The following is a 13,586-nucleotide window of genomic DNA, read 5'->3' as shown; positions in this document are numbered from 1 at the left end:
ACATGTTCGGTAGGAGACAGACCGAGGGACGTTCGCCGACGATCGTCAGCATTCCGCAGGTGCGGCTGATCGAGCTCGCGGCGATCTTCTCGATCTTCTACATCGCGCGGGAGATCGCCGGGTTCGATTTCCGGACCGGCCTCGTCGCGGGCGTCTTCATCGCGGCGGCCTTTCTCGATATCCTGGTCGCGAGCCTCGGGAACGCGCGCGGCGGCCGGATTCTCGGCCGCGGCGCCGGCGAGGCGTGGCGGTGGGCGACCGTCTTCGTCGATCTCTTCACCGTGATCGGCCTCGTCTACCTCACCGGCACGGTCGCCAGCCCCTTCCTCTTCCTGCTCGTGCTTCCCCTCTTCTTCGCGGGGCGGCTCCTGCCCCCGCTGCGCGCCGGCGCGGCGGTGACCCTGGCGACGGTGGCCGCGATCGCCGTGCTCGGGGCGCTCGAGCTGCGGGGGACGATCCCCCACTTCGTCTGCTGCGACGCGGGGGCGGCGATGCCGTCCGGGCCGCATTTCCTCGTGGGCACGCTGCTCGTCATCGCCGGCTTCATGAGTCTGATGACCTACCTCTTCGCCACCTTCTACGACAGCTTCGAGGTCTATCTCCGGACGGCCGAGGACCGCCTGGTGAACTCGCGGCACCGGATCAGCGAGCTGACGAGGCTCTACGACATCTCTCTCGGGATCAATTCGGTCATCAGTCTCGACACGCTCCTCAAGATGGTCTGCAAGGAGATCACGCTTTTGCTCCGGCGGCCGTGGTCGTCGGTCCTCCTCCTCAACCCGGAGGGGGAGATCGTCCGGCACGTCGAGCTCGGCGAGGAGGGCGTCGCCTCGAACGAGCCCTCACCCCCGATCGCGGAGGATCGCCTGGTCGGCGCGGTGCTCGCCGCGTCCGAGGGGTTCGTCTCCGAGGACGCCGGCGCCGACGAGCGCATCGCGGGATCGCCGATGATAGACGGACGGGAACTCCATCCCCTGCTCGCCGTCCCGATCGTCTCGGGGCGCGACGATCTCGGCATCCTCATGGTCGGCGACCGGGAAGAGCGGCCCTTCGGCGGAGAGGACGTCAGGCTGATCTCGATCCTCTCCGGGCAGGTCGTCTCCGCCATCGAGAAGAGCCGCCTCTACGAGGTGATGAGCGGACGGATCAGCCGTCTCGAGCGCGAGGCGGAGGATTTGCGGAACACGAACAAGCTCAAGATGAACTACATCTCCCATCTCTCGCACGAGCTCAAGACGCCCCTCACCTCGATCAAGGCCTACGTCGAGAGCCTGCAGGACAACATCGACAACCCCGAGTTCGTCGAGCGCGACGAGTTCCTCGGCGTGATCTCAACCGAGACCGACCGGCTCATCCGCATGGTCAACAAGGTGCTCGACGTCTCGAAGATCGAGTTCGGCCAGCGGACGCTCAAGCGCAAACTCTTCGTGCTCGCCGACGTCGTCGCCGAGGTCGAGCAGGCGATGCAGCCCTACCTCGTCGACAAGCAGCTCGATCTTCGCATCGGCCTTCCCGGCGATCTTCCGAAGATCGACGGCGACGAGGACCTCGTCAAGCAGGTCTTCATCAACCTGCTCGGCAACGCCGTCAAGTTCTCGGCGCCGGGCAGGCGGCTCTTCATCGATGCCGTCGAGGACGCCGTATCGGTGAAGATCACCGTGCGGGACGAGGGGACGGGGATCCCCGAGAAGGATCTCACGCACATCTTCGAGCAGTTCTACCAGGTGGGAACGAGCATGGGCGAGGGGGTGGGCCTCGGGCTCGCGATCGTCAAGAACATCGTCGAGCAGCACGGCGGCTGGATACAGGTGTCGAGCACGGTCGGCGAGGGGGCGAGCTTCACCTTCACGCTGCCCAAGGAGCACCACTTCAACGACCTCCTCGGCTATCTCTTCGAATCGATCGAGGCGAGCGAGGAGATCCAGGAGATGTTCCAGCTCTCGGTGCAGTTCATCGCCGAGATGCTCTCCGCGAAGATCGTCTCCCTGATGCTCCTCGACCGGAGCCGCGCGGAGCTGTTCATCAAGGGCGCGTACGGGCTCGACGAGCGGGTCGTCGAGAAGGCGCGCGTGGCCGTCGGCCGGTCGATCGCCGGCAAGGTCGCCGAGACGGGCGAGCCGCTCCTCGTGCGGGACATCGAGACGAGCGGGATGAAGGAACGATCGAACGACGGGCAGTACGAGACGAAGTCCCTGGTCAGCGTGCCCCTGCGCGTGGGGAACACCGTGATCGGCGTCATCAACGCCAACAACAAGATCTCCGGCGAATCTTTCACCGAGGACGACCTCAACCTGCTCGTCACGGTGAGCGAGCGCCTCTCGAAGGTGATCGAGCGGATGCGAACGGCGGAGGATTTCTCCGTCTTCCTGAAGGAGACGATCGCCACGCTTCACTCGATGATCGCGACCTGCCGCGAGGACTACCACTGGCTCAACAGGAAGACGGTCGAGTGGTCGGCCAGCATCGCGCGGAAGCTCCGGCTCTCCGAGAAGGAGGTGCAGGTCATCCAGTACGTCTCGAGCGTGCACGACGTCGGCATGACCTGCGTGAGCGACGACATCCTCAACAAGACGCTCGCCCTCACGCCCGAGGAGATCGACGAGATACGCAAGCACCCGCAGCGGGGCGCGGCGATCATGCGGCCGCTCGAGTTCGTCGAGATGGTCAGCCAGAACATCCTCTTCCACCACGAGCGGATCGACGGCAAGGGATACCCGATGGGGCTCAAGGGCGACCAGATCCCGATCGGCTCGCGCATCCTCGCCGTCCTCGACGCGTACGCCTCGATGATGGGCGCGCGTCCGTTCCGCCATCGGCTCGCCGTCTCCGAGACGGTGGGGGAGCTGATCGCGAACAGCGGGACGCAATTCGACGGGCAGGTGATCAAGGCCTTCATCGAGGTCCTCCTGGACGAGGGCGTGATCGAGATCGAGGACTACACGCGATTCGCGGAACAGCTGCGATACGCGGGGAAACACCACCCGGTGACCTGAGCGGGAGAACGACGGTGACCATTCGGGCGATCGATACGATGCTGACGGGAGAGGCGGGGCAGGCGGCGTACCTGCTGGTCTTCCTCCTCGCAGCCGTCGTCTGCGCGGCGCGCGCGGTCGCGTCCGGCCCGGACCGCCGGCGCGGCGCCTCCGTGGCGGGGATCGCGCTCGTTGCCGCCTCCCGGTTCGTCTTCGCCTTCGGCGACGGTCTCCCCGGCCTCCATGTCGTCGCCGCGGTCGCCCTGGGGGCGACGGGATTGTGGCTCGCCGGCGCGGGGCGGGTTCCCCGCCGTCTCCTGCCCGCCGCCGCGGGGGCCATGCTCGCCGCCGGGACGGCGCTCGCCGGTTTGACGGCCGCGGGCATGACCGGTTACGACCCCTTCTGGTTCCAGCTCGTCGCGCTCGTCGACCTCGCGGGCGCGCTCACGGCGGTCGCTGCCGTCTCCTTCCCGCCACCGCCGTCACTGCTTTACGTCTCGCGGGAGGCGAAGCCGCCGGCGCGGGGACTGTCGATCGCCTCGGCGCTCGAGATCAACCGCGCAGTGGCCGGCGACGTCCGTCCGCCCGAGCTCTTCCAGCGGATCGTCTCCGCCGTCGCCGCCGACACCGGGGCGTCGTACGTCCTGCTCCGGCTCGCGCGCAACGGCGAGGCGCATTTCACCTTCGCCGCCTTCTCCGGCGGGATCGATCTCGAGCCCGGACCGGACGCCTCCTTCACCGTCGAGCGGGAGCTCTTCCACCGCGTCTGCCGGGACGACCTCTCCCACGGCAACGGCTGGTCGGTCGACGCCGGGGAACTCGGCGAGGACCTCGACGTGTTCGTTCCCGGCGGAATCGAATGGACGGGGCGCGCCGTATGGGTGGCGCCGGTGATGGAGAAGGGGCTGGCGAAGGGCTTCCTGACCGTCGGATTCCACGACGACCTCCCCTCCGCGGCCGACAGGGAGATCTTCGACTTCTACACGAACGGGATACTGCAGGTCCTGCAGCGCGAGCGAGCCGCCGGCAAGATCCGCGACGGCGAGCGGGCGCTCGCCGCGAGCCGCGAGGAATTCGAGAGCGTCAACCAGCTCAAGTCGAACTTTCTCTCGATCGTCTCGCACGAGCTGCGCACGCCCCTGACGTCGGTCAAGGCCTACACCGAGACGCTCCTCGACAACATCGACTCGATCGAGCGCGGAACGATGCGGGACTTCCTCAGCGTGATGGACGAGGAGGGCGAGCGGATCATCAAGCTCGTCGACAACATCCTCAACTACTCCTGCATGGAGACGGGGCTCCTCAAGGTGGAGAAGGTGCCGTGCAACCTCAGCCAGATCATCGAGCAGGTCCACGGCAAGCTGCACGAGCAATTCCTCTCGGCCGAGGTCGACAGCGATCTCCGGTTGCCGAAGGGGCCGGTGACGATCGACGCGGACCGCGAGCTGCTCCGGCAGCTGCTGAACAACCTGATGAGCAACGCCGTCAAGTTCACGCCGGCCGGCGGCCGCGTGACGGTGACCCTCGAGGAGGAGGCGGCCGCGGCCAGGATCGTCGTGCAGGACACGGGCAGCGGGATCCCCGAGGACCAGCTCGACAAGATCTTCGAGCGCTTCCACCAGGTCGACGCCAGCAACACCCGCGAGCACGGAGGGAGCGGCCTCGGGCTGGCGATCTGCAAGAACATCGTCGACTGGCACGACGGCCAGATCTGGGTGGAGAACGTCAAGGAGGCCGGCGCGAGATTCGTCGTGCTGTTGCCGATGAAGGACGTCGTCGTCAGGCAGGCCGGCGGGGCGGGGTACTTCGGCTCGATCCGCTTCGACCGGGAACGGTACCTCTCGCTCCTCGTCGAGATGGTCTCCGAGATCCTCCAGGCGCGCAAGGCGTCGATCATGCTCCGCCAGGAGGATGACGACGATCTTCTCCGCATCGTCGCCGCGAAGGGGCTCGAATACGATTTCGTCCAGAACACGAGCGTCCGCGTCGGCGAGCGCATCGCCGGGCGCGTGGCGGAAAGCGGCCTGTCGATACACGCGGCCGACATCGAGAAGGACCTCGATTATGCCCGCACGAACAACTCCCTCTTCTACGGGACCCACTCCTTCATCTCGGCTCCGCTCCGCGACGGCGACCGGATCGTCGGTGTCGTGAACGTCAGCGACAACGTCGAGGGGCGCGAGTACGACGAGGCCGACCGGGAGCTGCTCGAGTCGCTCGCCCTGATCATCGTGGGGATGCTGAACAAGCTCAGGGCCTACGAGGCCGTCTCGTCGAATTTCGACAAGCTGAAGGACTCGATGCGTTCCATTCTCGAGATCCGCGAGACGTGGGGCAGCCGGAACCTGACCAACCTCACGCGGATCGCCCTCGCCGTGGGGCGGCGACTCGATATCGACGAGCGATCGCTCACCGCGCTGCGGCTCGGGATGAACCTCTACGACCTGGGCATGATGAAGGTGCCGCGTTCCATACGCGGCAAGAAGGAGGAGCTCACCGCCAGGGAATGGGAAGCGCTTCGCGAACACCCGTCGACCGGATACACCCTCGTGTCGCCGATGGGGCTCGAGGAGCGGATCATGCGGATGATCCGCTGCCACCACGAGTATTTCGACGGCACGGGGTACCCCGACGGCCTCGCGGGGGACGAGATACCGATCGAGGCGCGGATCGTCAACGTCGTGGATTCCTTCCGCGCCCTCGTCACGCCGGGGCCCTACCGTCGCTGCTTCACGCTCGACGAGGCCCGAAACGAGATCATCAGGGGGGCCGGATCGCGGTTCGATCCCCGGGTCGTCGGCGCCTTCGTCAAGGCGTTGCTCGATCTCGGCGCTGCCGAGGACCGCGGCGAGATCGTCCTCTCGGCCCTCGAGCCGTCGCCCGCCGCCGGCTCCGTCGACACGCATCACGAGACGGCAACCATGGAGGAGATTCGATGAACAAGGGAAAGGTGCTCGTCGTCGACGACGAGGTCAACATCACGCAGATACTCGAGTTCAGCATCGCGTCGGAAGGGTACGAGGTCATCGCCGCCTCCAACGGCGAGGAGGCGATCGAGAAGGCGCGGCGCGAACAGCCGGACCTGATCATTCTCGACGTGATGATGCCGCGGATCGACGGTTACGAGGCCTGCCGCATCCTGAAGGCGAACCCGCTGACCAGGAACATCCCCGTCATGCTGCTGACGGCCAAGGGACGCGACATCGACAAGCGGCTCGGCTACGAGGTGGGCGCAACCGATTACATCGTGAAGCCCTTCAGCCCGAACAAGCTGGTCGACAGGATACACGAGCTGCTCGCCTGCAAGCACTAGAGAATCGGTTTGCCGGGGCGGCCGCCGGGCCGTATACTCCGGCCCGTCATGAGCAGACCGCCGCGGGCATACCGGTTCGTCGACGTCGTTCTTCCCGTTCCACTCGAGCGGGAGTTCACCTATCTCGTTCCCGACGAACTCGAGGAGGCGCCGGTCCCCGGCTGCCGCGTCCTCGTGCCCTTCGGCCGGCGGCGGATGACCGGCTACGTCGTCGCTGCCAGGCGCGCCGCGCCGCGCGGCATCCGAGCCAGGCCGATCGCCGCGGTCCTCGACGAGACGCCCCTTCTCGACGCGACGCTTCTCGAACTGGCGCGGGGCATCGCCGAACGCTACGTCCATCCCCTCGGCGAGGTCCTCCGCGCGATGTTTCCCGCCGCGCTCAAGGGGCGGGGGCGGACCCCCGCCGAGACGGGGGGCGACGGATTCCCGCACGACGCTGAATACCCCGACCTCACCGACGAGCAGTCGGCGGCCGTCGCGGCGGTCTCCGGCGCCGTCGAAAAGGGTGCCCCCGGGCGCTTTCTCCTGTACGGCGTCACGGGAAGCGGCAAGACCGAGGTCTACCTCCGCTGTATCGAGGCGGCGCTCGAGCGGGGCAGGAGCGCCCTCGTGCTCATCCCGGAGATCGCCCTGATCCCCCAGACGACGGCGCGGTTCCGGCGGCGCTTCGGCCGGGAGGTCGCCGTGCTCCACAGCCGCCTCACCGGGCCGCAGCGGCACTCGATCTGGCTGCGCGCCGCCGCCGGCGAGGCGCGGGTGGTGATCGGCGCCAGGTCGGCCGTCTTCGTGCCGATGCCCGACCTGGGGATCGTCGTGGTCGACGAGGAGCAGGACACCTCCTTCAAGCAGGAGGAGAAGCCGCACTACCACGCCGTCGCCGTCGCCGGCATGCGCGCACGGTTGCAGGGCGCCGCCCTCCTGCTCGGGTCGGCCACCCCCTCGCTCGAAAGCTACGCCGAGGCGCGCGGCGGGGGGACGACGCTTCTCGAACTGAGCCACCGGCCCATCGACGGGCAAATGCCCGCCGTCGAGATCGTCGACATGCGGAAAGAGGAGGGGCTCTTCTCGTCGCGGCTCCTCGACGAGCTCGACCGGTGCCGCCGGGACGGCACGCAGGCGATCGTCCTCCTCAACCGCCGCGGGCACGCGAATTACGTCCAGTGCCGCGCGTGCGGGTGGATCGAGCGATGCCCGGACTGCTCGATCTCGCTCGCCTACCACAGCCGCAGCGGCGAGTTGCGTTGCCACTACTGCGGGCACCGGCGGACGCCGCCCGAACAGTGTCCGAACTGCGGGAAGTGGGGACTGCGCCAGCGCGGCGCGGGGACGCAGCGGATCGAGACCGATCTCGCCAACCTCGTCCCCGGGCTGCGGGTCGCGCGCATGGACCTCGACACGACATCGGGCGTGCGCGGCCACCTCGAGATACTCGAGCGCTTCTCCCGCGGCGATGCAGACGTCCTCCTCGGGACGCAGATGGTGGCGAAGGGGCACCACTACCCGAACGTCTCGCTCGTGGGGGTCCTCTCGGGGGACGCCGGTCTGAACTTCCCCGATTTCCGCGCGGTCGAGCGCTCCTTCCAGCTGCTCTTCCAGGCGGCGGGCCGCACGGGACGCGGTGGCGAGACGGGGCGCGTGATCGTCCAGACGCTCGTGCCCGAGCACTACCTCTACGAGCATCTCGCCGTCCACGACTTCGCGGGCTTCGCCGAGCGCGAGCTCGCGCTCCGGCGGGAGCTCGGGTACCCGCCGGCCGGCCGGCTCCTCCTCTTCACCGTCTCCGCGCGGGGCGAGGACGCGGCCCTCGATGGCGCCGTGCGCGCCGCGGACGCGCTCCGCGACGCCGCCGGGATGCTCGCCGGCGTGCTCGGCCCCGCCCCCGCGCTCGTCCAGCGGGTCCGCGGCCGGCACCGGTTCCGTGTCCTCGTCCGCGGGCCACTCGACGCGGTTGAATGCCGCCGGTTCGTCGACGCCGCGTCGGCGGCTTTGCGGGATCGTTCCGGCCTCGATCTGCAGTGGGACGTCGACCCGGTGAACATCTCGTGACCGGGAGGGCGCAAGGGGCGTATTGATAGTGCTTGACACCTTTTCCGGCGATTGCTACCTTTCCTGTGGTCACACAAGGCAACCTGCAACATCCCTCGTTCCGGGCTGTTCGCGCTCAGGAGGAAATCCCCGGACCGCCAACCCTTCACCGACCGCCTGCCGTCGGCATGCGGGCGGGCGACGACGGACGGGGAAACGGATTTCCCATCACGGTTCAACAGGAGGTACTCCTCACATGAAGCGGACGCTGGTGATTCTCGCGTTGCTGGTGCTCGCCCTGACGCTCAATTCGTGCAAGAGCGTCGAGACGACGAGCGCGATGCTGCACAACCAGCACAAGAACTACGAAAAGGCCATCGAGATGGCGCTGCTCGCGCTCGAGAAGAATCCCCAGGACGCCGAGGCGCATTTCCAGCTCGGCATCTCCTACAGCTTCACCGGCAAGATGCGGGAGTCCTTCGAAGAGTTCATGACGGCCGCCAGGATCGATCCCAAGAAGACGAACGACGCGGAGAACAACATCACGCACAACTGGGCCAAGCATTTCAACAACGGCGTCAGCGACTACCAGGCCGAGAACCTCGTCGGCGCGGCCAAGGAATTCGACATGGCCACCAAGTCGGATCCGCGCGCGGTGAAGGGGTGGCTCAACCTCGCCAAGGTCTACCACGCGCTGAGCGAGGAGGACAGCACCTACCTCGAGCCGGCCTACGTCGCGACCGACACGCTCGTCTCCCGGACGACTCCCGAGGACGACGAATACTCCGCCGTCCTCACGCTCGCCGGCCAGGTGATGGTCTCGCGCGGCGACAAGGAACGGGCCCTCGAGATCTTCGACCGGCTGCTCCTCGACGATCCAGCCAACTACGAGGCCGTCGAGAAGGTCGGCTACGTCTACCTCGGCACGGGCGAGGCCGAAGCGGCCGTCGATTTCCTGAAGATGGCCGTCGAGGCGCGGCTGAAGACCGATTCGGAGAGCTTCGATCTCTACTACAATCTCGGGGTCGCCTATTACCAGATGGAGAAGTGGTTCCAGGCGATCGACGCCTACCAGAGCGCCATCAACGTCTCCCCCGAGGACCAGCAGGCGAACTACAGTCTCCTGCTCACCTACTGGAAGGGCGAGCTGTGGGACGAGGCCGTCGCGCAGGGGCAGAAGTACACGGGGATGTTCCCCGACGATCCGCGCGGCTATCAGATCCTGAGCCTCTCCTACAACAAGAAGGGCATGAAGATGAAGGCCGAGGAAGCCTTCATGAAATACAAGGAGCTCACCGGGCAGTAAGCGGTTTCGAGGGGCGGACGCCGCGCGCTGCGGCGCCCGCCCCCTTCCGTCCCGACGCCCGGACAGCACGACCCCGACCGGCGCCCCGATCACCCGAAACGCTTGACATCAGGAGGTCATTGAAGTACAATCACGACTGATACGTGGAGAATCGTCGCTTCGTGATTCTTCGTTTTCCTTCCAATCAAGAGAACGTTGCCGGGCACCGATCTTGGGCCTCGTGTTCGGGCGGTGCCGCCTGATCGATCATCCGCATCAGCATCAGTGGGAGAAGAAGAGGTAGGGTACATGGATATCGCCGAACTGAAAAGCATGAAGATCGAGGAGCTCATGACGATGGGCGTGGACCTGGGAATCACGGGTCTGAGCAACCTGCGCAAGCAGGAGATCATCTTCAAGATCCTCGAGGCGCAGGCGCAGCAGAACGGATTCATCTTCAGCGAGGGCGTCCTGCAGGTCCTTCCCGAGGGATACGGATTCCTCCGTTCACCGACCTACAACTATCTGCCCGGCCCCGACGATATCTACGTCTCCCCTTCGCAGATCAAGAAATTCGACCTGCGCACCGGCGACATCGTTTCCGGCCAGGTCAGGGCGCCGAAGGAATCCGAGCGGTATTTCGCGCTCCTCAAGGTCGAGGCCGTCGATCACGAGCACCCCGACGAGGTCAAGAAGAAGACGCTCTTCGACAACCTCACGCCGCTCTACCCCGAGGAGCAGATAAACCTCGAGCACGATCCGGAGGATCTCTCCGCGCGTTTGATGAACCTGCTCACGCCGATCGGAAAGGGACAGCGCGGCCTCATCGTGGCCCCGCCCCGGACCGGAAAGACGATCCTGCTCCAGAAGATCGCCAACTCCATCACGGCGAACCATCCCGAGGTGACCCTGATCGTCCTGCTCATCGACGAGCGCCCCGAGGAGGTCACCGACATGGAGCGCTCGGTCAACGGCGAGGTCATCTCCTCGACCTTCGACGAGCCGGCCGACCGGCATGTCCAGGTCGCCGACATGGTCATCCAGAAGGCGAAGCGCCTCGTCGAGCACGGCAAGGACGTCGTGATCCTCCTCGACTCGATCACGCGTCTCGCCCGCGCGCACAACGCCGTCGTGCCGCATTCGGGGAAGATCCTCTCCGGCGGCGTCGACTCCAACGCCCTCCAGCGGCCGAAGCGCTTCTTCGGGGCCGCGCGCAACACCGAGGAGCAGGGGAGCCTCACGATCATGGCGACCGCGCTGATCGAGACGGGAAGCCGCATGGACGAGGTGATCTTCGAGGAGTTCAAGGGAACGGGCAACCTCGAGATCGTCCTCGACCGCCGGCTCGCCGACAAGCGCGTCTGGCCGGCGATGGACATCTTCCGGTCGGGAACGCGCAAGGAGGAGCTCCTCCTCGACGAGAAGACGCTCAGCAAGGTCTACATTCTCCGCAAGTTCCTCAGCGACAAGTCTCCCGTCGAGGCGATGGAGTTCCTGCTCGAGAAGATATCGAAGACGAAGACCAACCAGAAGTTCCTCCAGTCGATGAACGCGTGACGGGGGAAGCTGCGGCGGAAATTCCGGTTGCGCCGGCGCGGCCGGCGTATTAGATTCCATGGTCCCGGCCGCGGAACGGCCGGGAAGGGCTTCGAAACGGAGAAACGAGATGAAGAAGGGGCTGCACCCCGACTACAAGAAGGCGAAGATCACCTGCCTCTGCGGGAACGTGATCGAGACGCGCTCGACGCAGGACGAGATCCACGTCGAGATCTGTTCGAGCTGCCACCCGTTCTTTACGGGCAAGCAGAAACTCGTCGACACGGCCGGTCGCGTCGAGCGGTTCCAGCGCAAGTACGGCGACTACCGCAAGAAGCAGAGCAAGTAGATCCTGCCCGCCGCCGCCGGGTATCCCGAGGTCATCATGCCCGAAAGGGAAGCCAGACGGGCCCTTCATGTCGGTGGCCAGGCCGTCATCGAAGGCGTGATGATGCGCTCGCCCACCCGGCTGGCCACCGCGGTCCGCACGCCGGACGGCGAAGTCGTCGTTTCGGCGGAGTTCTTCGTATCCCTCGCCAAACGCCACCGGTTGCTCGGGCTGCCGATCGTCCGCGGCGCCGTTTCCCTCTTCGAGACGTTCATGATCGCCGTCAAGGCGCTCAACTTCTCCGCCGAGCACGCCGCCGGGGAAGGCGGGGAGGCGGGCGGCGGCCTCTCGACGCTGCACATGGTTCTGACCGTCGCGGGGGCCTTTCTCCTGGGGCTCGCGCTCTTCTTCTACATCCCCCTCAAGCTGACCGAGCTCGCCGGTTTCGAGAGCGGGCTGGCCTTCAACCTCGTCGACGGGCTCATCCGCCTCGTCTTCATCGTCCTCTACATCATCCTCGTCTCCCTCTGGAAGGAGATGCGGCGGATATTCGAGTACCACGGCGCCGAGCACAAGACGATCTTCGCCTTCGAGGCGGGCGAGGAGGTCACGCCCGAGACGGTGAAAGGCTATCCGCGGATGCACCCGCGCTGCTCGACGAGCTTCCTGTTGATCGTCGTGATCGTGAGCATCCTCGTCTTCATGTTCTTCGGGCGGCCCGAGAACGTGGGCGAGCGTCTTCTGCGTCTCGCCGCCGTGCCGGTGATCGCCGGCCTCTCCTACGAGGTCCTCCGGCTCTCCGCGCTCCCCGGCGTGCGCCGGTGGCTCGGATTCGTCTTCTGGCCCGGCATCTTCCTCCAGCGCTTCACGACGCGCGAGCCCTCCGCCGATCAGATCGAGGTGGCGATCGCCGCGCTCGAGGCGAGCCTCGCCGAAACCGCGCTTGATTCGTAGCCGATGCGGGAGTAGCATGAGGCGGGTGGCGGACGCGCCGCCCGCGGTCTTTTTACGCGCACGGAGCGACCGACGATGAAAACGGACACGAGATACGAATCGATCCTGGAACGCTTCGATTTCCTCGGCGGGGAGCTCGGCCGCCCCGAGATCATCCGCGACCAGCGGCGGTACCGCGAGATCGCCCGCGAGCGGCGCGACCTCGAGAAGGCCGTCGGGCCGATACGCGAGCTGCTCGATCTCCGGCGCCGGATCGCCGACGACCGCGGGGTCGTCGAGGCGGGGGAGGACGCCGAGCTCGTCCTCTTCGCGAACGAGGAGATCGACGAGCTGGAGGAGCGGGTCGACGAGCTGGAGAAACAGATCAAGATCCTTCTGATCCCGACCGACCCGGACGATTCGCGGAACACGGTCCTCGAGATCCGGGCCGGCACCGGCGGCGACGAGGCGGCGCTCTTCGCCGGCGATCTCGCCCGGATGTACCGGCTTTACGCGGAACGGCACGGCTGGAAGGTCGACGTACTCTCGAGCAACCCCACGGAGATGGGCGGATTCAAGGAGATCATCTTCCTCGTCAGCGGCGAGAACGCGTTCGGCAAACTCAAGTTCGAGAGCGGTGTCCACCGCGTCCAGCGGGTCCCGGTCACCGAGTCGGGCGGACGGATCCACACCTCCGCCGTCTCGGTCGCCGTTCTTCCCGAGGCCGAGGAGGTCGACATCGACATCGAGGCGAAGGATCTCAAGATCGACGTCTACCGGTCGAGCGGCCCCGGTGGGCAGAGCGTCAACACGACCGACTCGGCCGTCCGCGTCACGCACCTGCCCACGGGGATGGTCGTCACCTGCCAGGACGAGAAATCGCAGCACAAGAACAAGGCGAAGGCGCTCAAGGTGCTGCGTTCCCGGCTCCTCGAGAAGGCGCGCGGGGAGCAGGAGGAGGAGATCGCCGAGGTCCGGCGCGGCATGGTCGGCAGCGGCGATCGGAGCGCCAAGATCAGGACGTACAATTTTCCGCAGAGCCGGGTGAGCGATCACCGGATCGGCATGACGACGCACAACCTCGACGCCGTCCTCGACGGCGAGCTCGACGAGTACGTCGCGGCGCTCGCCGTCGCCGACCGGGAGGCGCGGCTGAACGCGGGCGCCGGGCCGGGCGCCGGCCGCGGCTGAGGG

At 66.6% G+C, this 13,586-nt stretch carries 9 protein-coding genes; all 9 read left to right on the top strand.

Annotated elements, in window-relative coordinates:
- Positions 1 to 2 precede the first annotated feature (2 nt).
- The 9 genes from JW876_01140 (at position 3) to prfA (ending at position 13,583) form a co-directional block, all read left to right on the top strand.
- Positions 3 to 2,993 carry a GAF domain-containing protein gene (locus tag JW876_01140; GenBank protein MBN1884111.1) on the top strand — a complete coding sequence of 997 codons (2,991 nt, stop codon included), beginning with the start codon at positions 3 to 5 and terminating at the stop codon, positions 2,991 to 2,993.
- A 14-nt stretch (positions 2,994 to 3,007) separates the two neighbouring features.
- On the top strand, positions 3,008 to 5,911 hold the full coding sequence (locus JW876_01135) for a GAF domain-containing protein (GenBank protein MBN1884110.1): 2,904 nt from the start codon (positions 3,008 to 3,010) through the stop codon (positions 5,909 to 5,911).
- Positions 5,908 to 6,285, top strand: a complete 378-nt coding sequence (locus tag JW876_01130) for a response regulator (GenBank protein ID MBN1884109.1) — start codon at positions 5,908 to 5,910, stop codon at positions 6,283 to 6,285. Before JW876_01135 ends, JW876_01130 begins: the two co-directional genes overlap by 4 nt.
- 48 nt (positions 6,286 to 6,333) lie before the next feature.
- On the top strand, positions 6,334 to 8,331 hold the full coding sequence (gene priA, locus JW876_01125; GenBank protein MBN1884108.1) for a primosomal protein N': 1,998 nt from the start codon (positions 6,334 to 6,336) through the stop codon (positions 8,329 to 8,331).
- A gap of 235 nt (positions 8,332 to 8,566) precedes the next feature.
- Positions 8,567 to 9,616, top strand: a complete 1,050-nt coding sequence (locus JW876_01120) for a tetratricopeptide repeat protein (GenBank protein MBN1884107.1) — start codon at positions 8,567 to 8,569, stop codon at positions 9,614 to 9,616.
- A 288-nt stretch (positions 9,617 to 9,904) separates the two neighbouring features.
- Positions 9,905 to 11,152, top strand: coding sequence for a transcription termination factor Rho (gene rho / locus JW876_01115; GenBank protein MBN1884106.1), 1,248 nt, complete (start codon positions 9,905 to 9,907; stop codon positions 11,150 to 11,152).
- 109 nt (positions 11,153 to 11,261) lie between these two features.
- Entirely contained in the window at positions 11,262 to 11,480 is a 219-nt protein-coding gene (rpmE, locus tag JW876_01110) for a 50S ribosomal protein L31 (GenBank protein MBN1884105.1), read from the top strand.
- Between the two features lie 36 nt (positions 11,481 to 11,516).
- Positions 11,517 to 12,413 carry a DUF1385 domain-containing protein gene (locus JW876_01105; protein MBN1884104.1) on the top strand — a complete coding sequence of 299 codons (897 nt, stop codon included), beginning with the start codon at positions 11,517 to 11,519 and terminating at the stop codon, positions 12,411 to 12,413.
- A 75-nt stretch (positions 12,414 to 12,488) separates the two neighbouring features.
- Positions 12,489 to 13,583: a peptide chain release factor 1 gene (prfA, locus tag JW876_01100; GenBank protein MBN1884103.1), complete on the top strand. Its 1,095-nt coding sequence runs from the start codon at positions 12,489 to 12,491 to the stop codon at positions 13,581 to 13,583.
- Positions 13,584 to 13,586: the final 3 nt, after the last annotated feature.

The sequence above is a fragment of the Candidatus Krumholzibacteriota bacterium genome, from assembly GCA_016931295.1.
Classification (GTDB): domain Bacteria; phylum Krumholzibacteriota; class Krumholzibacteriia; order Krumholzibacteriales; family Krumholzibacteriaceae; genus JAFGEZ01.
This window is presented reverse-complemented; position numbering and strand designations above follow the sequence as displayed.